This window comes from uncultured Jannaschia sp., from assembly GCF_947494025.1.
Classification (GTDB): domain Bacteria; phylum Pseudomonadota; class Alphaproteobacteria; order Rhodobacterales; family Rhodobacteraceae; genus Jannaschia.
Genome location: NZ_CANLTQ010000004.1, coordinates 162,027 through 183,241, shown reverse-complemented (window position 1 = coordinate 183,241; position 21,215 = coordinate 162,027). Strand labels below are relative to the sequence as shown.

The following is a 21,215-nucleotide window of genomic DNA, read 5'->3' as shown; positions in this document are numbered from 1 at the left end:
CCGTCAGGTGTTCCTGCGTGCGCGCAGGAGCGCCAGCCCCCCAAGTCCGGCGGCGAGCAGGGGCAAACCGGCGGGAAGTGGCACGGGCGCGACCATGTTATCCGCTGCAACGACCGTTACGCCATTCAAGGCCACCACAAAGTTCAAGGTTCGTAGGGACGTGGGGTTTTCTCTGATAAAGAAACCATCCTTTTCCACCTGCAGCACATACTCACTCGTTTCGGCATAAGCCGCGGAGGAAAACGATATCATCGTCTGAAAAGATGCGTCCAACGCGTCGATCACGAAGCCCTTCGCGTTGGCGAAGATGTCGAACGTGATGTCTCGCATTTCGTTACCGGAGCCGATCTGTGGCAAGGCACTATTGCAGATGTAAATTAGATCGGAATTGCAGGAACCTGTGCCGTCAGTCCTTAACACGAGTTGTACAGCTTCCGTCACTGGAGACGGATTTAAGTCCGTTCCAGAGACGTCGAGAATGCTTGGAATATAGTTCGGACAGGATACTCCGGGCATCCAGTCTTCGCAGTTAGCTTGGTCCGACGCAGGGAGGTCAGCGTAGTCGTACGAATATGATTCGACCAACAGCGATTGAAAGTCGGGCCGTCCGGTAGTTATCGTAAGGTCATAGATAAAAGTTTGGGGCATCGTCGACGCGGCGGCCACGACCGGGAAGAGCGACGCAATGCCAGCGAGGAGAACGTTTTTCATGAGGATCGCCCGTATTCATGATTTTCCTGGTCGGTCGAACCGTACCCGATCCAACCCAAAACGCGAACGGTTTCTTAACTGAATGTTAATCGCCTCCGGTAGCCAAAACCAGATGTATATGACGGCTAGGTCTGCCTGTTAGCGACGAAAAAGCCGCCCAAAGGCGGCTCTCGCTCTGACCCGGTGGGCGTCTCGACGGGGATCAGCCTTGGGTTTGTGAAGGCTCCGGACGCTTCGCCGGGGCAGGCTGCCGGGAGCCGCCGCCGAGCGGATCGTCCTGACGCTGGACCGCACCCTCGAAATGCGCGCCCGACTCGATGGCGATGGTCTTGTGGATGATGTCGCCCTCGACCCGCGCGGTGGAGGTCAACCGGACCTTGAGGCCGCGGACCCGGCCGATGACGCGGCCGTTGACCACGATATCGTCCGCGATCACCTCGCCCCGCACCACCGCGTTCTCGCCCACCGTCAGCAGATGCGCGGTGACGTTGCCCTCGACCTCGCCGTCGACCTGGATATCGCCGGAGGTCTTGATGTCGCCCTTGATGACCAGGTCCGAGGACAGGGTCGAGGGGGCGACCTTCGGCTTCATCGCGGCGGGACCGGCGCCGAGTTCCATCTTGGCCGGAGCTTCGGAGAAACCTTGCCCCTTGGGCTGCTGCGGCTTGGAGGAATGCTCGGCGTCACCGCCGGGCTGCTGGTTCAGCTTCGATTTAGAAAACATCCTGACCTGCGCTAAGAAAGGTTTCCGGGTTCAGGGCCTGACCGTTCCTGCGCACCTCGTAGTGCAAATGCACGCCGGTCGAGCGTCCGGTTGTTCCCATACCACCGATGCTATCGCCGCGCGAGACCCTTTGGCCGACCTTCACTTCGATCGAGTTCAGATGCGCGTAGCGCGTGGTGAAGCCGAGCGGATGGCGGATCTCGACCATCTTGCCGTAGCCCGACATCCAGCCGGCATGGGTGACCTTGCCCTCCGCCGTCGCATGGATCGCCGTGCCCTTCGGAGCGGCGAAGTCGAGCCCGGAATGCATCCGGCCCCAGCGCGGGCCGAACCCCGACGTCTGGCGGTAGCCGTCCTTGAGCGGGTTCGCGAGCGGCAGGCTCTCGGCGGCCAGCCTGTAGAGGTCGATATCCTCGAGCCGGTCGAGGATGCGGTTGGCCCGGGCGGTGTCGGTGTCCGGCAGGACCGGCCCGCCGCGTGTGGACAGCACCACCGGCTCGAGCGGCCCGCCCTGGCCGGTATAACCGGAACGCACGGAGTCGAGAATGGCGTCCGACGAGATGCCCGCCTTGTCGAACACCTGTTCCAGCGGTTCCATCGAGGTTTCCAGCGCGTCCTCGAGCCGTGAGAAGATGCGGTCGTTGCGGTCGGCCATCAGATCGGCGTGATCCTGCATCCGCTCGAACTCGGCCTCGGCGCCGTCGGCCACGACGAGCGCCTCGTCGCGGGCGAGCGCGACGGCGTCGAGCGCTTCGGCGAGCGCCGTGACGGTGGCGCTGCGATCCGAGGCCAAACGCGCGGCCAGGACGGCCGCTTCCGGCGCATCCTCCAGCCGGGCCTGCAGCGTCTCGACCGTGTTTCGGGCCTCGTTGCGCTCGGCGACGGTGCGGTGCAGCGTCGTCTGGATGACCTCGATCTCGGTTTCGAGTTCGTGGGCGCGCTGCTCGGAGGCGAGGACCGTGCCCTGCATCTTCGAAACCTCGTCGAGCGCGGCGTAGAAGCGCTCCAGCGCCTGTTCGGCCTCCGCGGCGCGGGTGTCGCGCTCCGTCGAGAGGGCCGCGAGGCGCGATTCGTAGGCGGTCTGCGCGCGGGCCGTCTCGTCGCGAACGGATCCGACGGTGATCGAGCCGATCACGAAGAAGGACGTGGCCACCGCTGTCCAGCCGACCACGACCGCCCCGCCGAGCAGCATGCCGGCCTGCGTCATCGGACGCATGCGGACGAAACGCGTACCCTGTTCGGATTTCAGGAAGAGCCGCTGCTCCGGCAGATGCCGCTCCAGCTTGACGTTGAGTCTGTCCGACAGGCGTTGCTTCACGCGCGTTCCCCGTAAACTGTCGCCGCGCGTCTTTGTGACGTCACGATCTCGTTGCCTCATTGCCTCGTGGCTCCCGTGTCACAGGAGCTCAAGATTTTGGGAGATCGTTAGGGAACTGGAAACACAGGCGCAACGAATCGCCGGCCGATCCGGGGGCGGCGGGCGGGATCCCGCCCAGCGGGCGTCGGGGGTCAGGTGCGGAGGGTGGCGAGGACCGTTTCGACGTGGCCCGAGACCTTAACCTTGCGCCAGACCTCGCGGACCATGCCCTCCGCGTCGATCAGGAACGTGGAGCGCTCGATGCCCATGAAGGTCTTGCCGTACATGCTCTTCTTGCGCCAGACGCCGTAATCCTCGCAGGTCGTGCCGTCCGCGTCGGAGGCGAGAACGATCGACAGGCCGTGCTTGGCGGCGAACCTGTCGTGCTTCTCGACCGGATCCTTCGAGATGCCGACGATCACCGCGTTCGCCGCTTCGAACTCCGCCTGCGCCTCGGAAAAGGCGATTCCCTGCTTCGTGCAACCCGGCGTGTCGGCCTTGGGGTAGAAATAGAGCACGACCGTCCGACCGCGCAGGTCCGACAGCGCGACCGTTCCGCCTCCGCTTCGGGGCAGCGTGAAGCCGGGGGCCGGTGTACCGGGAATGATGTCCTCTGCCATGTCGCGACTCCGTGAAGCTGACTTCCATCGGACTTGGAACCCGCCGGACGGCGGGTCAAGATGGCGGGCCAGCGCCGGAGACCGCCTTGCCAGACGATGTATCGAGGAAGACGACCGCTCGGGCGGAAGGCCGGCGCCGTCGCCGCGGCGCGGTCGGAAAGGCGACCTTCTATCTCCTGATCGTCGTGCTCGGTCTCCTCGTCGGCACGGCCCTGCGCCTGACGCGGGATCCCATCGCTTTGCCGGATTGGGTCGTCGCGCGCGTGGAGGCGCGGATCGGCGGCGGTCTCGCGTCGCATGCGGTGACGCTGGGCGAGGTTGCGCTCGCCTACGACCTCGAGGCGCAGGCGCTCCGCCTCCGCCTTCTGGACGCGGCGCTGCTGCAGGGGGGGCGGGCGATCGTGTCGCTGCCCGAGGCGCGCGTCGCGCTGGACGGCGCCGCGCTCCTGCGCGGGGAGGTGCGGCCGCGACAGGTCGCGGTGGAGGGCCTCGCGCTCGACGTGTCGCGCGACGCGGACGGGCGCTTTTCGCTGGCCTTCGGGCAGGGCGGCGGCGCGCTGCCGGGCAGCTGGCCGGAGGCGCTGGACACACTCGACGCCGCGCTTGCCACCCCGATCGTCGCGGGCCTGACGGATGTGGACGTAGAGGACGTGCGGGTCCGGTTCGAGGACGCGGTGACGGGCCTGTCGCAGGTCGTGGAGGACGGCCATCTCGAATGGCGCCGCGACGGGGATGCGGTCCGGCTGTCGCTCGCCTCTGCGCTGCGTCTGGGCGGAAGCGTCGCCCGGGTGACCGCCGCGCTGGATCGCGACCCGGACGAAACGGCGGGCGGGGCGCGGGCGCGCATCGCGCTTTCCGGCCTGTCGCTCGGCGGGCTGGCCGAGGCGCTGCCGGGCGTTCCCGCGCTGACGCTGGTCCGGGGCGAAGCGGCGGCGACCGCCGAGATGCGGGTCAGCGGGGCGGGCGAACCGGGACCGCTCACGGGCCGGGTGGAGGTGTCGGACGTCTCGGCGACGGACCGGCCGCGACTGGCGCTCGACCGCGCGGTGCTGGCCTTCGACTGGCTCCCCGGTTCGGGACGGATCGGCCTGTCGGAGATCGCGGGGACCTCCGACGAGATGTCGCTCGCGGCTTCGGGCCAGATCCTTCTCGAGAAAGGTCTGGTCGGCCCGGTGCAGGTGCAGCTGCGCCTCGGCGAGACGGTGTTCGACCCCGAGGGCCTGTTCGACCGTCGGGTGGCCTTCTCCAGCGGCGCGCTCGAGGCGCGGATCACGCAGCGCCCGCTTTCGCTCCATCTCGGGCAGGCGGTCGTGTCCGGACCGTCCGGCACAGCGCGCGCCTCGGGGCGGCTGACCTTTCCGCCCGAGGGCATCGCCGGAAGCCTGTCGCTGTCGGTGCCGCGCATGGCGGTGGGCGATCTGGCGGCTCTGTGGCCGCGCGACCTGATGTCCGGCTCGCGCGAATGGTTCACGACGAACATGCTCGCGGGCACCGCGACGCAGGCGCAGGGTCTGCTTCGACTTGAGCCCGGGAGGCCGCCGGAGGTGGCGGCGAGCTTCGGTGTCGAGGCGGCGCGGTTCCGCTACATGCGCGACATGCCGCCGGCCGAGGAGGTGTCGGGGGCGGCGCAACTCGACGGCGACCGTCTGACCCTGCGGCTGGACGCGGGCGTGATTCCCGCGCTCGGCCCGGAGAGCCCGCGCGATCCGGCGACGGGACGCATCGACGTCGCGGGGACCACCTTCGTGATCGACGACACCCGCGCCCGTCCCCCGCGGGGAGAGCTGGAGCTGCGGGCCACGGGGGAGATCGGTGACCTGCTGACCGTTCTCGACAACCCGCCCTTCGAGCTTCTAGAGCGTCTGGGCAAGGGACCGGACCTCGCGAACGGCCGGGTCACGGCGGACGTCTCGGTGCGCCTGCCGCTGCGGGCGGGGAACGCGCCGGCGGACATCTCCTACGACGTGTCCGCGACCCTGACCGATGTGGAAAGCCGCGCGCTGGTCCCCGGCCGGGCGATCGCGGCGGAGCGGCTCCGCTTGTCGGTCGACGCGGAGCGGGTCGAGATCGCGGGCGACGCGACATTCGAGGGCGTGCCCTTCACCGGACGCTGGCGGCAGGCCCTGCCGCCCCCGGCCACCTCCGCTTCCGCTTCGGAAGACGAGGCGCCGCGGGCCCTGCCGGAGCCCGGACGCGTGACCGGGGTGGCGCGGATCGATCCCGCGGGGCTCGACCGCCTCGGCATCTCGATCGCGGCGCTGGAACTCGACGGGGCGACAGAGGCGCGCCTGGACGTGACGCTGCCGCAAGGCGGGGAGCCGGAGATACGGGTCGAAAGCGACCTCGCGGGACTGTCGGCCGCGCTGCCTGCGATCGGCTGGCGAAAGTCGCGGGGGCGGGCGGCGCCCTTCGCGCTCGAGGCGACGCTGGGCGCGGTGCCGGAGGTGACGTCGATGCGGCTCGACGCGCCGGGGCTCGACGCGACGGGCCAAGTGACGCTCCGCGCAGACGGAAGCCTCGACCGCGCGCGGTTCGATCGCGTCGATACCGGCTGGTTCCGGGGGCCCGTGACACTGACCGGCCGGGGGCCCGGCGCCATGCCCGCCATCGCCATCGAGGGCGGCACGGCCGATCTGCGGCAGGCGTTGCTCAGCGCCGGGGGCGGATCGGGCGAGGGCGGGCCGCTCGACATCGCGCTCTCGCGGCTCACGATCTCGGAAGGCATCGCGTTGACCGACCTGCGCGCCTCGCTTCCCGATAGCAGCGGCAGCTTCACCGGCCGGATCAACGGGGGCGCGGCGATCGCGGGGCGGATCGCGCCGGATGCGGGCGGCTCGGCCGTGCAGATCTCGGGCAACGACGCGGGCGGCGTCCTGCAATCCGCCGGCCTGTTCGAGGACGCGCGGGGCGGCACGATCACCATGACGCTCCGTCCGACCCCGCGAACGGGGGAATATGCCGGGCAGGTGCGCATGAGCCGGCTGCGCGTCCGCAACGCCCCGGCGCTCGCCTCGCTCCTGCAGACGCTCTCGGTCGTGGGCATCCTCGAGCAGCTGACGGGCGAGGGGCTCTACTTCGAGACGGTGGAAACCGACTTCACGCTCCGGCCCGACGATATCCTCGTCCGGCGGGCGAGCGCGGTGGGGCCCAGCATGTCGATCACGGCGGACGGTGCCTACGACCTCGGTACGATGCGGATGGACATGCAGGGCGTCGTTTCGCCCATCTATCTCGTGAACGGCCTGTTCGGCGCGCTGTTCGGGCAGCGCGACGAGGGACTCTTCGGCTTCACCTACCGTCTGACCGGGCCGGCGGCCGATCCGGACGTATCGGTCAATCCGCTCTCGATCCTCACGCCGGGCGCGTTTCGCGACGTCTTCCGCAAGCCGCCGCCCTCCTGATAGGCGGCGGGCATGAAACTGAGCGATTTCGACTTCGACCTCCCCGAGGAGCTGATCGCCACGCGGCCCGTCCGGCCGCGTTCGGCGGCGCGGATGCTGGTGGCGGAAGGCGACCGGTTGACGGATGCGCATGTCCGCGGCCTGACGTGCTGGTTGCGGCCCGGTGACCGGTTGATCCTCAACGACACCAAGGTGATTCCGGCCCGGCTCCACGGCGAGCGGGTGCGGCGGACGGCCGACGGCTCGGGCCGCGCGAAGGTCGAGTTCACGTTGACGGGGGCGCGGCCCGACGGAAGCTGGCAGGCGCTCGGCAAGCCGCTGCGCAAGCTGCGCGAGGGCGACCGGATCGAGTTCGCCACCGGCCTCACGGCCCGCGTCGCGGCAAAGGACGAGAGCAACGTGACGCTCGCGTTCGATAGCGGCCACAGGGACTTGCAGGACGCGCTCGATGCAGCGGGACAGATGCCGCTGCCGCCCTACATCGCCGCGAAGCGCGCCCCGGACGCGGCGGACCGGGACGATTACCAGACGATCTGGGCGCGGCATGCGGGCGCGGTGGCGGCGCCGACGGCGAGCCTGCACTTCGACGCGGAACTGCTCGAGACGCTTCGCGATCACGGAATTGCCTTCACCGAGGTGACGCTGCATGTGGGGGCGGGGACGTTCCTGCCGGTCAAGGTGGAGGATGTGACGACCCACCGGATGCACGCCGAATGGGGCGAGGTCACGCCGCAAGCGGCGGACGATATTGCGGAAACGCGCGCGGTGGGGGGGCGGGTCATTCCGGTCGGGACCACCGCGCTGCGCTTGATCGAGAGCGCGGCGGCGGAGGGCGGGATCGCGCCGTTCCGGGGCGAAACCGACATCTTCATCTACCCCGGTTACGAGTTCCGCGTAACCGACGGGCTGATAACGAATTTCCACCTTCCGCAGAGCACGCTGCTGATGCTCGTCTCCGCGTTGATGGGGCGGGAACGGATGCGACGCGCCTATGCCCACGCGGTCGCGGCGCGCTACCGGTTCTTCAGCTACGGCGACGCCTCGCTCCTGCTGCCGGGGGGCTGAGGCGGCGTGTTACGGCTGTGTTATGCCTGTGTTACGGGCGTGGCACAGCCGACCCACACGGGCGCGGCGTCAGGTCTGCGGCGTCATCCCCTGCCGGGCGAGGGCGTGGCGGACGCCGTCATCGGTCTCCATCCGGTCGCGATGCGCGCGGAGCGCCGGGTAGTCGCCGAGCGGGAGCGGGACGAGATCCAGCCAGCGGACCAGCGTGTCGAGATAGGCGTCCGCGAAGCTGCGCTCGCCCGGATACCAGTCGCCCGCGCGGGCGAGGTTCTCGTCCTTCCGCGTGGCCGGGCGGAACGAGCGCGCCCCTTCGGGGCCATCGTTCGCGGGGATCGGCCGGATGCCGCGCGCAGGGGCGTGTTTGCAGCCAAATCGAGCGGAATGTGCATGGACGCATCGCACTCTCCGGCGTAGGCGGCGGGGGAATCCGCACCGTCCCGAGGCCGCCCCATGCTGTCCGTCATCCGCAATTCCTGGGCCCTGCTGCTCGGCATCGTGTTCCTGATGGTGGGCAACGGGATGCAGGGCACGCTGCTCGGCGTGCGCGCCGATATCGAGGGCTTCTCGACCACGGCGATCTCCGTCGTGATGTCGGCCTATTTCGTGGGCTTCCTGCTGGGCTCGCAATTCGTTCCGGGGATGATCCGGCGGGTCGGCCATGTCCGCGTCTTCGCGGCGCTGGGCTCCCTGGCGAGCGCGGGGCTGATCCTCTACCCGGCGCTGACGAACCCGCCCGCCTGGACCTTGCTGCGGCTGCTTCTGGGGTTCTGCTTCTGCGGCGTCTACATCGTCTCGGAAAGCTGGCTCAACAATACCACGACCAACGAGACGCGGGGCCGGGCGCTGTCGCTCTACATCATCGCGCAGATGGTCGGCATCGTCGCGGCGCAGGCGATCTTCGTGCTGGGCGACCCGGCGGATTTCCACCTCTTCATCGTGGTCTCCGTGCTCGTGAGCCTCGCCTTCGCGCCGATCCTGCTTTCGGCCACGCCGATGCCGCCCTTCGAGAAGGCGAAACCGATGTCGTTCCGCAAGCTCTATCAGGTTTCGCCGCTGGGCTTCGTGGGCATCTTCCTGATGGGCGCGGTGTTCTCCGCCATGTTCGGCATGGCGGGCGTGTTCGGGGCGCAGGCGCAGCTCAGCTCGGCGCAGATCGCCCTGTTCGTGTCGGCGATGTATACCGGCGGGCTCCTGCTGCAATACCCGATCGGCTGGGCCTCGGACCGCTACGACCGGCGAGTGATGGTGGCGATCGGCGCGGTGATCGGCTGGTTGGCCTGCGGGCTGGGGGTTTCCGGCTTCGGTGGCGTGACGGGGCTCATGATCGCCGCGTTCTTCATCGGCGGCATGGCGAACCCGCTCTATGCGCTGCTGCTGGCCTATACGAACGACTACCTGGAGGCCGACGACATGGCCTCGGCCTCCGCGCGGCTTCTGTTCGTGAACGGGGTGGGCGCGATCGGCGGTCCGATCCTGACGGGATGGCTGATGTCGGTGGCGGGGCCGGGCGGGTTCTTCCTGTTCATCGGCGCGCTGATGGCGGCGCTGGCGGGCTACGCGATCTGGCGGATGCGCCGCCGGGCGGTGCAGGTCGTCGACGAGTCGGCCGACTATGTCGTACTTTCCCCGATGGGGGTCACGCCGGTCACGATCGGCTCGGCGGTCGAGACCTGGGAAAGCGGAAGCGACGACGCGGACACGTCGGAGGAAACGGAGAAGGCGGCATGAAGCGGGAAACGAGCGACGACGTGCGGGTCGGGGCCGGGGACGTTCTGGAATTCTGGCTCGAGGCGTGCACGCCCGAGGACTGGTACAAGCAGGACGACGCGCTCGACGCGGCGATCCGGGCGCGGTTCGAGGCGGCCTGGACGGACGCGCGGACGGGCGGCCTGACCGAATGGCAGCGCAATGCGCGCGGCAGCCTCGCCTTCATCGTCCTGACCGACCAGTTCCCGCGCAACATGTTCCGCGGCGACGCGCGCGCCTTCGCGACCGACGCGCCGGCACGCGACGCCGCCCGGCACGCGATCGACGCCGGCTACGACCTCGCGGTGGAGGGGCCGGCGCGGCAGTTCTTCTACCTGCCGTTCATGCATTCGGAATGCCTCGCGCATCAGGACCGGTCCTGCCGGATGTTCGCGCGGCGGATGGACGCGCCGGAAAGCCTGCTCCACGCGCGGGCGCACCGGCAGGTGATCCGCGATCACGGCCGTTTCCCCTACCGCAACGAGGCGCTGGGCCGCCGCTCGACCCGGGCCGAGCGGGCCTTTCTCGAGGCGGGCGGCTACGGCGAGGTGGTCCGCGCCCTGCGCGCCGCCTAGGCCGGACCCCGCGGACCCTTGCCTTTCCTCCGGGCGCTGCGCAGGCTAGGCCGACGTTGACCGATTGAGCACGCGAGAGGCATGAACATGGCCAAATCCTTCGACCTGATCGTGATCGGGGCCGGTCCCGGCGGCTATGTCGCGGCGATCCGCGCCGCGCAGCTGGGCCTCAGCGTCGCCTGCGTCGAGCGCGAGCATCTGGGCGGCATCTGCCTCAACTGGGGCTGCATCCCGACCAAGGCGATGCTGCGCTCCTCGGAGGTGTTCCACCTGATGCACCGCGCCAAGGAGTTCGGCCTGAAGGCGGAGGGGATCGATTACGACCTCGACGCGGTGGTCAAGCGCTCCCGCGGGGTGGCCAAGCAGCTGTCCGGCGGGATCGGGCACCTGTTCAAGAAGAACAAGATCACCACGATCATGGGCGAGGCGAAGCTCGCCGGAACGGGTCGTGTCACGGTCACGACCGACAAGGGCGAGGAGACCTACGAGGCGGGCAACGTCGTCGTCGCCACCGGCGCGCGCGCCCGCGACCTTCCGGGGCTGGAAGCGGACGGCAAGCGGGTCTGGAACTACAAGACCGCGCTGCAGCCGCCGCACATGCCGAAGAAGCTCCTCGTGATCGGCTCGGGCGCCATCGGGATCGAGTTCGCGAGCTTCTACAACACGCTCGGCGCCGACACGACGGTGGTCGAGGTGATGGACCGCATCCTGCCGGTGGAGGACGAGGAAATCTCCAAATTCGCCAAGAAGCAGTTCGAGAAGCAGGGCATGACGATCCTGCAGAAAGCCATCGTGCAGGAGCTGGACCGGCAGGACGACAGGGTGGTGGCGAAGATCGAGTCGAAGGGCAAGGCCGAGAGCTACGAGTTCGACACCGTGATCTCCGCCGTGGGCATCGTCGGCAATGTCGAGGGGCTGGGCCTCGAGGAAGCCGGGGTGAAGGTCGAGAAGTCGCACGTGGTCGTGGATGAGTATTGCCGCACGGGGGTCGAGGGCGTCTACGCCATCGGCGACATCGCCGGCGCGCCGTGGCTCGCCCACAAGGCCAGCCACGAGGGCGTCATGGTGGCCGAGCTGATCGCGGGCCGGAACGACGTCCATCCCGTCCGTCCCGAAAGCATCGCCGGCTGCACCTACTGCTATCCGCAGGTGGCGAGCGTCGGGCTGACGGAGGCGCAGGCCCGCGATGCGGGGCATGACATCAAGGTCGGGCATTTCCCGTTCATCGGCAACGGCAAGGCCATCGCGCTGGGCGAGCCGGAGGGGATGGTGAAGACCGTGTTCGACAAGGCCACGGGCGAGCTTCTGGGCGCGCACATGGTCGGCGCGGAGGTGACCGAGCTGATCCAGGGCTACGTCGTGGGGCGGCAGCTCGAGACGACGGAGGAGGATCTGGCCCATACCGTGTTCCCGCACCCGACCCTGTCGGAGATGATGCACGAAAGCGTGCTCGACGCGGACGGACGGGCGATCCACTACTGACGGGCGACTGACAGGCGACCGGCCGGCCGCCGTCGCGCGGCCGGCCTGGACCGGGAGCGCGAGGTCGATTTCGAGACGCGGAGCCCGGCGCCGCGCGCCGTCTTGCGGTTCCGAGCGGAGGGCATCGCGCGCCCGCGCGTCTGGCGCCCCGCCCGTGGACGTGATAGGCGTTCGCGGATTGTTCGCACGGGAATCGGCCGGCCCGGATTGCATGCGGGTTCGCATCTCCTATGTCGAGAACTTGCACGAGATCCGGGGGCAGAATGGCCGACCAGAAGTTCATCGAGGTGCGCGGCGCGCGCGAGCACAATCTGCAGGGCATCGACGTCGACATTCCCCGCGACAAGCTGGTGGTGATCACCGGGCTGTCGGGGTCGGGCAAGTCCTCGCTGGCCTTCGACACGATCTACGCGGAAGGTCAGCGCCGCTACGTGGAGAGCCTGTCGGCCTATGCCCGGCAGTTCCTCGACATGATGCAGAAGCCGGACGTGGACCATATTTCCGGCCTCTCGCCCGCGATCTCGATCGAGCAGAAGACGACCTCCAAGAACCCGCGCTCCACTGTCGGCACGGTGACCGAGATCTACGACTACATGCGCCTTCTCTTCGCGCGGGCCGGCACGCCCTATTCGCCCGCGACCGGCGAGCCGATCACCGCGCAGCAGGTGCAGGACATGGTCGACCGGATCATGGCGATGGAGGAGGGGACGCGCGGCTACCTGCTGGCCCCCATCGTGCGGGATCGCAAGGGCGAGTACCGCAAGGAGATGCTGGAGCTGCGCAAGCAGGGCTTCCAGCGCGTGAAGGTGGATGGCGATTTCCACGACCTCGACACGCCGCCCGCGCTCGACAAGAAGTTCCGTCACGACATCGATGTGGTGGTGGACCGGATCGTCGTGCGCGAGGGACTCGAGACGCGGCTCGCGGACAGCTTCCGCACCGCCCTCGACCTTGCCGACGGGATCGCCATTCTCGAGACCGCACCGAAAGAGGGCGAGCCGGAGCGGACGACCTTTTCCGAGAAGTTCGCCTGTCCGGTCTCGGGCTTCACGATCCCCGAGATCGAGCCGCGGCTGTTCTCGTTCAACGCGCCGTTCGGGGCCTGTCCGGTCTGCGACGGGCTGGGGATGGAGCTGTTCTTCGACGAGCGGCTGATCGTGCCCGACGTCACGCTGTCGCTCGCCAAGGGCGCCATCGCGCCGTGGAGCAAGACCAAGTCGCCCTATTTCACCCAGACGATCAACAGCATCGCCAAGCATTACGGCTTCGACACCAAGACCGCGTGGAAGGACCTGCCCGAGACGGTGCAGCGCGTCTTCCTGCGCGGCTCGGGGAGCGAGAAGATTTCCTTCCGCTACGACGAGAACGGCCGCATCTACGAGGTGAGCCGCGTCTTCGAGGGCGTGATCCCCAACATGGAGCGCCGCTACCGCGAGACGGATTCGGCCTGGGTCCGCGAGGAGTTCGAGCGCTACCAGAACAACCGCCCCTGCGGCGCCTGCGAAGGCTACCGGCTGCGCCCCGAGGCGCTGGCCGTGAAGATCGGCGGGTTGCATGTGGGGCAGGTGGTCGAGATGTCGATCGCCGAGGCGCTGGCGTGGTGCGACGAGGTGCCCGGCGCGCTTTCGCGGCAGAACAACGAGATCGCCCGCGCCATCCTGAAGGAGATCCGCGAGCGGCTGGGGTTCCTCAACAACGTGGGCCTGCAATACCTGACGCTGAGCCGGAACGCCGGCACGCTGTCGGGCGGCGAGAGCCAGCGCATCCGTCTGGCGAGCCAGATCGGTTCGGGCCTGACCGGCGTGCTCTACGTCCTCGACGAGCCCTCCATCGGCCTGCACCAGCGCGACAACGACCGGTTGCTGACGACGCTCAAGAACCTGCGCGACCAGGGCAACACCGTGATCGTGGTCGAGCACGACGAGGAGGCGATCCGCGAGGCGGATTACGTCTTCGACATCGGGCCGGGCGCGGGCATCCACGGCGGTCGCGTCGTGGCCCACGGCGTACCGCACGAGTTGCAGGCGAACCCCGCCTCGGTCACCGGCGATTACCTCGCCGGCCGGCGGGAGATCGCGGTGCCCGACACGCGGCGCAAGGGCAACAAGAAGAAGCTGACCGTGGTGAAGGCCACGGGCAACAACCTCAAGGGCGTGACCGTCGATTATCCGCTCGGGCAATTCGTGGCGGTCACCGGCGTGTCGGGGGGCGGCAAGTCCACGCTCACGATCGAGACGTTGTTCAAGACGGCGTCGATGAAGCTGAACGGCGCGCGGCAGACGCCCGCGCCCTGCGAGACGGTGAAGGGGCTCGACCATCTCGACAAGGTGATCGACATCGACCAGCGGCCCATCGGGCGCACGCCGCGCTCCAACCCGGCGACCTATGTCGGCGCCTTCACCCCGATCCGCGACTGGTTCGCGGGCCTGCCGGAATCGAAGGCGCGCGGCTACAAGCCCGGCCGGTTCAGCTTCAACGTCAAGGGCGGCCGCTGCGAGGCGTGCCAGGGCGACGGGCTCATCAAGATCGAGATGCACTTCCTGCCCGACGTCTATGTCGAATGCGAGACCTGCCACGGCAAGCGCTACAACCGCGAGACGCTGGAGATCCACTTCAAGGGCAAGAGCATCGCCGACGTGCTCGACATGACGGTGGAGGACGCGCAGACGTTCTTTCAGGCGGTGCCCTCGATCCGCGAGAAGATGGACGCGCTGATGCGGGTCGGCCTCGGCTACATCAAGGTGGGCCAGCAGGCGACGACGCTGTCGGGCGGAGAGGCGCAGCGGGTGAAGCTGTCGAAGGAGCTGTCGCGCCGTTCCACCGGGCGGACGCTCTACATCCTCGACGAGCCGACGACGGGCCTGCATTTCGAGGACGTGAAGAAGCTCCTCGAGGTGCTGCACGAGTTGGTGGACCAGGGGAACTCGGTCGTGGTGATCGAGCACAACCTCGACGTGGTGAAGACCGCCGACCACGTGATCGACATCGGCCCCGAAGGGGGCGACGGCGGCGGCGAGGTCGTGGCGACCGGCAGCCCGGAGGAGATCGCGGCGATCGAGGCAAGCCATACCGGCCGCTACCTGAAGCCGATGCTTCAGGCGCGGCGGGTCGCGGCGGAGTGACCGCGGCCGGGGCGCGCCGCAGCCCCGACGTGATCCCCGGCCGCGTCTTTCCGGCGGAACGACTCTCGTCGAAGGCGTCGTTCCTCCGGTATTCGGGCGGGGATCGAAAACCGGCCCGGTACAAGCAGGGTACGCGCCTGGGAATGCCGGTCACGGAGCCGAAGCCCGTGATCCGTTAGCGCGCGGCGAGCGCCTCCGCGATCGGCAGGAAGTCGGCCGCGCGGAGGCTGGCGCCGCCCACCAACGCGCCGTCCACGTTCCCGAGCTCGAATATATCCGCGGCGTTCGCGGCCTTCACCGACCCGCCGTAGAGAAGCGACATGTCAGGGCCGACCTGCGCGCGCAGCGCGTCGTGCACCTCCGCCACCTGTTCGGGGGAGGCTACCTTGCCGGTACCGATGGCCCAGACCGGCTCGTAGGCGACGACGGTGTTCTCCGCCGTGGCGCCCTCGGGAAGGGAGCCGGCCAGTTGTGCCGATAGCACGTCGAGCGTCCGCCCCGCCTCGCGCTGTTCCAGCGTCTCGCCGATGCAAAGGATCGCCGTGAGTCCGGCCCGCCACGCGGCCTCGGTCTGCGCGAGCACGTCCGCATCGCGTTCGCCGTGGTCGGCCCTGCGCTCGGAATGGCCCGTGATGCAGTAGGTCGCGCCGGCATCGGCCAGCATCTCGGCGGAAACGTCGCCGGTATGGGCGCCGGTTTCGTTCGTATGGCAGCACTGGCCGCCCGTCGCGAGACCCTCGGGCATCGCCGCCAGGAGTGTCGCGGGGGGGCAGAGCAGCGTGACGATCCCCGAGGGCGCGCCCTCCGCGATGGCCCGCGCCTCGCCCAACGCGGCGCGCAGGCCGTTCATCTTCCAGTTTCCGGCGGCGATCTTCTTCGGCATAAGGCCCTCCCTGCATGTGGCGGGAGGCATATCACGTCAGCCGGTCTTGCCCAGAGCCTCGTCGAACTTGATCGACTCGCCGCAGCCGCAGGCATCGACGACGTTCGGATTGCGGAACCGGAACCCGGATTCAAGAAGCGACGTCTCGTAGTCGATCTCGGTCCCGAACAGGAACATCTGCGCCATCGGCGCGATCAGCACGCGAGCTTCGCCCACCTCGACGACCTCGTCGTTCGGCTCGACGGCGGCGACGTAATCCATGGTGTATTCCATCCCCGCGCAGCCGCCCTTCTTGACGCCGATGCGAAGGCCGGCCGAATCCTGCCGCGCCATGAGCCTGGCGATCTGCGCGGCGGCGGCCGGGGTGACGGTGACGGGGGGCTGACCGGGTATGGCGAACATGGGTATGTCTCCTCGACCCCGAACGTAAGCCCGCCATCCCCGGCGCTCAAGGGGCCGGGCGGTATCCTGTGCGCGCGACGCATCCGTTCGGGACGGCCCGGCTGACATAAAAGGGGGCCGCCGCGCGCCGCAAGCCCCTTATCGGATGTGTTGAAGACCGCACTCGATGAGGTTGTCCCGTGCCAGCGGATCGGGCGGCTATACGGTCGGCAAAACACTCTCGCAACTTCATGTCGCGAGTCGTGATAAGGTGGTCTCGCGGAAGCCCTCCGCAGGAGAATTCCTCATATGAGCTCTGCCCTCACGATGGAGAACCCGGTCTTTGCAGCTTACGCGGCTGCGGCCGCGATCATGATACTCAAGCTCATGGGTCAGGGGTGGATGACCGTGGCGCTGATGGTGAAAACCGACGCGGGCCTTCTCAATACCGAAGATCTTCGTGCCACGGTAGCCAACCGGAACCCCCGGCCCGAGCAGCTGGACCCAAACGAGAAGGTCGAGCGCTCGCGCCGCATGCAGCGGAACGACCTTGAGAGCATTCCGGCCTTCCTGGCCGCCGGACTTGTCTTTGTCACCGCGCAGCCGCCCCTTTGGGTGGCGGTGCTTCTCTTCGCCACCTTCGTGCTGTCGCGTCTCGCACACACCTATGCTTACGCCACAGCGCAGAACCATGAGATAAGGGCCACCTTCTTCTCGGTGGGCTCCGCCGTGGTGATCGTAATGGCTCTGTGGGTGTTGGTCGCAGCGGTGGTCTGACACTCAAAGCGTCCATCGTCCGCGCGGCTGATGTTCGGAAGAGGCGGCGCCCTCGCAGAAATCCGCGAGGGCGTCACGTGGTCTCGACCCTTTTGTGGAGGGATTCCGCCTGGTTCACCAACACGTCTGGTAAGGGGCTTGCGCGCGCCCCCCGTCGTTGCCTCCGGAATATCCCGGACGCCCCGAGGGCGGCGCCGCTCCGCGTTCAGAGACCCATGCAGTTCGCGTAGTAGGTCACCGTCGCCGGCCAGTCCGAGAACACGCCCACGACGCCCACATCCTGCGCCAGCACGTCGAGCAGCTCGAAGTTGGTGCCGCCGCCATCGGTCAGCTCCTCGATCGACTGGAAGTAGAAGCCGCCGCCATCCGTCAGCGTCCCGGCGCGCTCCAGTGACCACGCGATCAGGTTGAGCCCGGCCGCGCGCGCCTCCTCGGCGTAGACGGAGGGGACGATCTCGCCGTTCTCGCTGGTCACCAGCATCCACAGCGGCGGCGCGAGGTAGTTCACGCCCATGTCGGCCAGCTCCTGCATGCTCGGCTCGAAGGTGGAGGCGTCCATCGGGTCGATCTCGCCCTCGTCCTCGTCGAAGGCCTCGTAGCGGTCGTCGAGATAAACGGCCTGTTCGCCGAACTCGGGCTCGTTCTCGATCCAATAGCGGATGTCGGACAGATCGAAGCTCTGCAGCCAGACGTCGGAGGGCGGGACGTCCGCGGCCTTGTATTCGTCCACGAGCTTCTGCGCGTAGTCCTCCTGCGTGAAACCCTCATGCGGCATCTCGACGGAGGCGGATTTGAGCTCGGGCGTGAACTTGGCGCCGAGGTCGCGGAACAGCTCGATCGATTCCGCGTGGGTGAGGAGCTGCGCCCCCTCCACGTAGAGGTCGGTGCGGAAGTCGGCCGTGCCGCCCTGGTATTCCTCGGCGGTGGTCGCGGCGGCGAGGCTCGAATCCATTTTCGGCGTGAGCGTCCTGAACTCCTCCAGCGTGATCTCCGAGGTCCGGCATTCCGCGGTCGCGTCCGTGTCCTCGGATGCGGGGGTGAAGGGCGTGACGCAGGTCTCGGCGAGGTCGGTCACGAGAATGTCGGTCGTGGTATGGAGGTCGTTCTGCGCGTGGCGGCAGACGAGTTCGTGGTCCGCGGTGAAGGTCACGTCGCATTCGAGGATGCCCGCCCCCATCCGCGCGGCGGCCTTGTTCGAGACGTCGGTATGCTCGGGGAACATGAGCGGCGCACCACGATGGCCGATCGAGAAGTCCGTCCGCGCGGGTGTCTGCCCGAGGCAGGATTCGAGCTTCGTCTTCAGCTCGCCCTCGTCCATCTGGTCGATCAGATAGGCCGGGCGCGGCCCGTAGGTCAGCATCCCGGTGCCATCCTGCGCGAGGGCCGGCACGCCGGCGAGAACGGCGAGACCGAGGCAGGGCAGGGTCAGAAGGGGGCGGTGAGTCATGGCATGTCTCTCTTCTCGGGTTGGTCTGGGCGGATTTCGCGCAGGCGGGTGACGAGAATGTTACAGTGCCGTGACGAACGCATGACGGCAAGGTCCAGGCCCGGCGGACTCGGCGTCAGGCGGCCTGCGCGGGCACCGTGGCCGGAAAGACCGGCCTGTCGCCATCGCGCTCGATCTCGGCGGCGCGGGCAACGAGGCGTTCGCGCACGGTGCAGGCCACCTCCCAGGAGGTATTGGGATCCTTGCAGGGCGTGCTGAACCAAACGTCGATGCCGAACACGTCCTGTCCCGCGACGTTCACGACGGCCTCGCCAAGGTCGCCGAGTTCCGCGCCCAGCTCGCCATTGGACAGGTCGCGCAGGATGTCGTGGAAAGCGCGCCGGAGCTCCTCCACGTCCGCCCGGGGATCGAGCTTGAGCTGCAGGATCCGCAGCATCGCCGGATCCTGCAGCGACCAGTTCGAGAAGGTCTCGGAGATGAACTCCGCCACGGGCACGACCAGCCGCGTCCCGTCCCAGTCGCGCAGCTGCACGTAGGTGAGGTGGATGCGCTCGACATGGCAGAGCTCGCCCTTGTAGACGACCCGGTCGCCGACGCGGGCGGACTGGTTCAGCGCGATCTGCAGCGAGGCGAGGATGTTGCCCAGCACGTTGCGCGCGGCGAAGCCCAGAAGGACGGTGAAGGCCCCCGCGGACGCGAGGAAGGAAATGCCGATCCCCTGGAAGACGCGCGCGGTGGAAAGCACGATCCCCACGCCGACGAGAAAGACGACGACGACCATGATGCGCTTGCCCGCATTGATGCGGGTGGCGAGCGTGCGCTTCTCCGCCTCCTCCTCCTTGGTGAGATCGACATCCACCCCGGGCGTGATCAGTGCGTCCAGCAGCGCCTCGACCACGTTGACGATGAGCATCAGCAGCGCCGTGACGAAGCCGATGGCGATGAGCGGAGTGACGAAGACGTCGATATTGCCCGAAAAGACGAAGACGCGGTGCGTCACGAACCAGACGAGCATGGTCACCACGGCGAAGATGGTCGGCATCCGCGTCGCCCGCAGGATCGACGTGGCGAGCGGGTTCGTCAGGCGATGGCCGATCGCCTGCAGCGTGCGATGGAGAAAGGCGGCGAGACCCATCGCCGCGATGGCGAGGAGCGGCAGGCCGAGAAGCTCCCACCACATCAGGCCCCAGAACGCCTGCATCCGCAAAGGCTCGGGCAGGGCCTGCTCGAAGCGCGAGGGACCGTAGCGACGGTAGAGCGCGGGGATGTTGGCGACGGTTTCCGGGGGAAAGACCCAGATCGGATCGGCGTCGCCCGGCTTGACGCGGTTCAGACGGATGGCGGCCGGGGCGATGTTCGCCGGCAATTCGCGCAGAAGCAGGGACCGGCGCGGCTCCCCCGCCTGCGGGGCCTCCTGGCTGGCCGAAGCCTGCAGGCCGTCCGGGCGGTCGTTCAGCAGGGTCCAGTCCAGAAGCGCCTTGCGCTCGATGATCGCATGAAGCCGTTCCGCGAGGGCGGCGCCGCGCGCGGGCTGCTCGGCCGGCGGAAATTCGGAAAGGTCGAGAACATGGGCGGCCGCGTCCCAGCGACCGGCCTCCCCGGCTTGAAGAAAGGACACCATCGCGGATCGCGGGGTGCTGCGATCGATGGCGTCGGGCGTTTCGCCGAGGCCGGGGTCGAACTCCTCGACCTCGAAGAAAGAGGAGGATTGCGTCCAGCCCGGCAGGGCCGACAGCTGGATCGCGAGGACGATGAGGAGGAAACGGGCGAACCGCCCTGCCGCGGCCGCCGCCATGGTAACGGCGCCTACATGAAGCCGAGCTCGAGGCGGGCCTCGTCGGACATCATCTCCATGCCCCAGGGCGGCTCCCACGTGAGGTCGACGTCCACATTCTTCACGCCCGGCACGGCGGACACGGCATCGGCGACCCAGCCCGGCATCTCGCCCGCGACGGGGCAGCCCGGGGCCGTGAGGGTCATGATGACCCGCACGTCGCTCTCGTCCCCGATATCGATCGTGTAGACCAGACCCAGATCGTAGATGTTGACCGGGATCTCCGGGTCGAAGACCGACCGGCAGGCATCGACGATCGGCTCGTGCAGCGGATGCTCCGTCGTGGACGGAGAAATGAGGGGTGCACCCTCGAGACGCTCGGTCGGCTCGGCTGTCATGAAACTGCCCCTGATTTGACGACCAAAAGAATAGGGATTGCGCTCCGAAACGTAAAGGGGGGCGCCGTAGCGGCACCCCCCTTCGCAATTCCCGACGATTGTGCCGGACCGGCGATCAGAAGCGGAAGTTCAGCGAAACCTCGGCGGTCGTGCCCTCGGCATCGGCGCCGTCGCTGAAGTCGTCGAACTTGTGGTAGATGACCTCGGTGCCGACGGTCAGCTTCTCGGTCGCGAAGACCTCGTAGCCCAGACCGGCGAAGTAGCCATCGGAATCGCCCACGCTGTCGGTGACGCCCAGCGCGTAGCCCGCGGTGCCGTAGAACAGGTTCCGGCCAGCGCCGTAGCCAGCACGGGCGCCGAGACGCGCGATCTCGTCGACTTCCACGCCGCCGAGGTCGAGGTCGGGACGGGTGTAGTCGAAGGCGACGCCGAGAACGTAGTTGCCCAGATCGTAGTCGTAGCCGAAGCCGAGGCCGTAGAGGAAGCCGTCGTCGTCGAAGTCGTCGCCGTCCCCGTTGTTGCCTTCGGCGTCCGCGTAGCCGATCTGCGCGCCGACATGGTAGCCGGTCCAGTCGTAGCCGACGGGGGCCGGTTCGGCAAAGACGGGGGCGGGCTCGACCGGGGCCGGGGCGATGTTGCCGGCGAAGGCGGGGGCCGCGAGCGCCATGGCGGCGAGGGAAGCGAGAACACGCTGCATCGATTTATCTCCTGTTCATGCCTGATGGACCCTTGAACGGGTCTCGGTCCACTAG

18 protein-coding genes are annotated in these 21,215 nt (G+C 68.1%); 7 read left to right on the top strand and 11 right to left on the bottom strand.

Annotated elements, in window-relative coordinates; translation table 11 throughout:
* Positions 1–3 precede the first annotated feature (3 nt).
* From Q1B08_RS08880 to bcp, 4 genes are all read right to left on the bottom strand, one after another.
* Positions 4–711, bottom strand: coding sequence for a VPLPA-CTERM sorting domain-containing protein (locus tag Q1B08_RS08880; protein WP_299817255.1), 708 nt, complete (start codon positions 709–711; stop codon positions 4–6).
* A 202-nt stretch (positions 712–913) separates the two neighbouring features.
* Complete coding sequence (locus Q1B08_RS08875; protein ID WP_299817253.1) at positions 914–1,435, bottom strand: polymer-forming cytoskeletal protein; 522 nt, start codon at positions 1,433–1,435, stop codon at positions 914–916.
* Positions 1,425–2,753: a M23 family metallopeptidase gene (locus Q1B08_RS08870; protein WP_299817251.1), complete on the bottom strand. Its 1,329-nt coding sequence runs from the start codon at positions 2,751–2,753 to the stop codon at positions 1,425–1,427. The genes Q1B08_RS08875 and Q1B08_RS08870 overlap by 11 nt, the downstream gene beginning before the upstream one ends.
* A gap of 191 nt (positions 2,754–2,944) precedes the next feature.
* Positions 2,945–3,412: a thioredoxin-dependent thiol peroxidase gene (gene bcp, locus Q1B08_RS08865; protein ID WP_299817249.1), complete on the bottom strand. Its 468-nt coding sequence runs from the start codon at positions 3,410–3,412 to the stop codon at positions 2,945–2,947.
* 86 nt (positions 3,413–3,498) lie between these two features.
* On the opposite strand from bcp, the gene Q1B08_RS08860 reads away from it, so the two are divergent.
* Both Q1B08_RS08860 and queA read left to right on the top strand, forming a co-directional pair.
* Positions 3,499–6,813 carry an AsmA-like C-terminal region-containing protein gene (locus Q1B08_RS08860; protein ID WP_299817247.1) on the top strand — a complete coding sequence of 1,105 codons (3,315 nt, stop codon included), beginning with the start codon at positions 3,499–3,501 and terminating at the stop codon, positions 6,811–6,813.
* Between the two features lie 12 nt (positions 6,814–6,825).
* Positions 6,826–7,878 carry a tRNA preQ1(34) S-adenosylmethionine ribosyltransferase-isomerase QueA gene (gene queA, locus Q1B08_RS08855; RefSeq protein ID WP_299817246.1) on the top strand — a complete coding sequence of 351 codons (1,053 nt, stop codon included), beginning with the start codon at positions 6,826–6,828 and terminating at the stop codon, positions 7,876–7,878.
* Positions 7,879–7,947: 69 nt separating this feature from the next.
* Here the strand turns inward: queA and Q1B08_RS08850 are convergent, their stop codons facing one another.
* Positions 7,948–8,280 carry a hypothetical protein gene (locus Q1B08_RS08850; RefSeq protein WP_299817244.1) on the bottom strand — a complete coding sequence of 111 codons (333 nt, stop codon included), beginning with the start codon at positions 8,278–8,280 and terminating at the stop codon, positions 7,948–7,950.
* A 48-nt stretch (positions 8,281–8,328) separates the two neighbouring features.
* Here Q1B08_RS08850 and Q1B08_RS08845 point away from each other — a divergent pair, with 48 nt between their 5' ends.
* The 4 genes from Q1B08_RS08845 (at position 8,329) to uvrA (ending at position 14,803) form a co-directional block, all read left to right on the top strand.
* The gene (locus Q1B08_RS08845; protein ID WP_299817242.1) at positions 8,329–9,606 is read left to right on the top strand and encodes an MFS transporter; all 1,278 of its coding nucleotides are present in this window, start codon (positions 8,329–8,331) and stop codon (positions 9,604–9,606) included.
* Complete coding sequence (locus tag Q1B08_RS08840) at positions 9,603–10,199, top strand: DUF924 family protein (RefSeq protein ID WP_299817240.1); 597 nt, start codon at positions 9,603–9,605, stop codon at positions 10,197–10,199. The genes Q1B08_RS08845 and Q1B08_RS08840 overlap by 4 nt, the downstream gene beginning before the upstream one ends.
* Positions 10,200–10,286: 87 nt before the next feature.
* The gene (gene lpdA, locus Q1B08_RS08835) at positions 10,287–11,681 is read left to right on the top strand and encodes a dihydrolipoyl dehydrogenase (protein ID WP_299817238.1); all 1,395 of its coding nucleotides are present in this window, start codon (positions 10,287–10,289) and stop codon (positions 11,679–11,681) included.
* 263 nt (positions 11,682–11,944) lie between these two features.
* Positions 11,945–14,803: an excinuclease ABC subunit UvrA gene (gene uvrA, locus Q1B08_RS08830; RefSeq protein WP_299817236.1), complete on the top strand. Its 2,859-nt coding sequence runs from the start codon at positions 11,945–11,947 to the stop codon at positions 14,801–14,803.
* A 175-nt stretch (positions 14,804–14,978) separates the two neighbouring features.
* Here uvrA and tpiA read toward each other — a convergent pair whose 3' ends face one another.
* Together tpiA and Q1B08_RS08820 are read right to left on the bottom strand one after the other, a co-directional pair.
* A complete protein-coding gene (tpiA, locus tag Q1B08_RS08825; RefSeq protein WP_299817234.1) occupies positions 14,979–15,686 on the bottom strand; it encodes a triose-phosphate isomerase in 708 nt (235 codons plus the stop codon).
* Between the two features lie 36 nt (positions 15,687–15,722).
* Positions 15,723–16,088: an iron-sulfur cluster assembly accessory protein gene (locus tag Q1B08_RS08820; protein ID WP_299817232.1), complete on the bottom strand. Its 366-nt coding sequence runs from the start codon at positions 16,086–16,088 to the stop codon at positions 15,723–15,725.
* Between the two features lie 288 nt (positions 16,089–16,376).
* Between Q1B08_RS08820 and Q1B08_RS08815 the strand changes: the two genes are divergently transcribed.
* The gene (locus tag Q1B08_RS08815; RefSeq protein ID WP_299817230.1) at positions 16,377–16,844 is read left to right on the top strand and encodes an MAPEG family protein; all 468 of its coding nucleotides are present in this window, start codon (positions 16,377–16,379) and stop codon (positions 16,842–16,844) included.
* Positions 16,845–17,049: 205 nt separating this feature from the next.
* On the opposite strand, the gene Q1B08_RS08810 is transcribed toward Q1B08_RS08815, so the two are convergent.
* The 4 genes from Q1B08_RS08810 to Q1B08_RS08795 all read right to left on the bottom strand — a co-directional run bounded on the left by Q1B08_RS08810 (position 17,050) and on the right by Q1B08_RS08795 (position 21,160).
* Positions 17,050–18,291, bottom strand: a complete 1,242-nt coding sequence (locus tag Q1B08_RS08810; RefSeq protein WP_299817229.1) for a glycerophosphodiester phosphodiesterase family protein — start codon at positions 18,289–18,291, stop codon at positions 17,050–17,052.
* Positions 18,292–18,406: 115 nt separating this feature from the next.
* Positions 18,407–20,086 carry a mechanosensitive ion channel domain-containing protein gene (locus Q1B08_RS08805; RefSeq protein WP_299817227.1) on the bottom strand — a complete coding sequence of 560 codons (1,680 nt, stop codon included), beginning with the start codon at positions 20,084–20,086 and terminating at the stop codon, positions 18,407–18,409.
* Between the two features lie 11 nt (positions 20,087–20,097).
* On the bottom strand, positions 20,098–20,463 hold the full coding sequence (locus tag Q1B08_RS08800; protein WP_299817225.1) for an SUF system Fe-S cluster assembly protein: 366 nt from the start codon (positions 20,461–20,463) through the stop codon (positions 20,098–20,100).
* Positions 20,464–20,578: 115 nt separating this feature from the next.
* Positions 20,579–21,160: an outer membrane beta-barrel protein gene (locus Q1B08_RS08795; protein ID WP_299817223.1), complete on the bottom strand. Its 582-nt coding sequence runs from the start codon at positions 21,158–21,160 to the stop codon at positions 20,579–20,581.
* Between the last annotated feature and the right edge of the window lie 55 nt (positions 21,161–21,215).